This is a genomic window from Psychrobacter sp. 1Y4, from assembly GCF_051847555.1.
This window is the reverse complement of sequence record NZ_JBPYDE010000408.1, coordinates 1-784: the sequence shown is the minus strand read 5'-3', so window position 1 is coordinate 784 and position 784 is coordinate 1. Positions and strand designations below refer to the sequence as shown.

1 protein-coding gene is annotated in these 784 nt (G+C 32.1%); it reads right to left on the bottom strand.

The annotated features are described in order from the left end of the window. The coding region (locus ACS8FC_RS16640; RefSeq protein WP_439297596.1) for a hypothetical protein at positions 1-559 on the bottom strand (559 nt) is incomplete at its 3' end. Positions 560-784 lie beyond the last annotated feature (225 nt).

Here is a 784-nt window from a genome sequence, read left to right as displayed (position 1 = left end):
TATCGTTTTGTTGAGCATTAATAAGAAACTCCTCAATATCCTTTAGGCTTTTCAATTCTGTTACATCAGGTAAAAACGGAACTAAAAATTCACGAGTTTTGTTCGTTAAAAATCTGCATTCATCGAGCGTAGTTTCAATTCGACTATCATAGTCAGTTAACTCAACCATCCTTAAACATAGAAAAAAGTAGACAGCACGGATAGTATTTATTTTAGACGAGTCTGCTCGATGGATTAAAAAGGTAATTAGATAGAGATCTTTTAAATGCAGATGAGGCTTTCTAATATTTTCTAAAAATACTTTATGAGCAATTCCATTTTCGTATATCTGTAATTCATGCGTCTTCGTCAAATTACTATTCACATCTAATGTTTTTATCCATTCAGACAATGTTCGATACTCATCTTTCAATTCTGATCTAAATTGCTCAGGTAAGGTATCTTTTAAAAATTTTAGCTCGATAAGTAATATTTCAAGATCATTGCCATTAGCGAAATCAAGGAGATTTAGCTTCAACCAATCCTTAATATTTGTAGAGTTACTATCTTTATTAGCCATTATGCTGCTACCGTTACAAGTCATTCAAATAACTGTAGCTTCATTAATGTAAAGCATCCAGCATTAAAATCGAAAAAAGACATCTATTTGGATGTCTTTTTGTTAAACATAGGTATTTTCATGGATTTTGTATTATACCTCGCTCTATCAGTAGCTTATCTAAAGCACTCCCATCCTGACGAGTTAGATTGGGCACATAACGTGAATACACTGTGAATAACATTG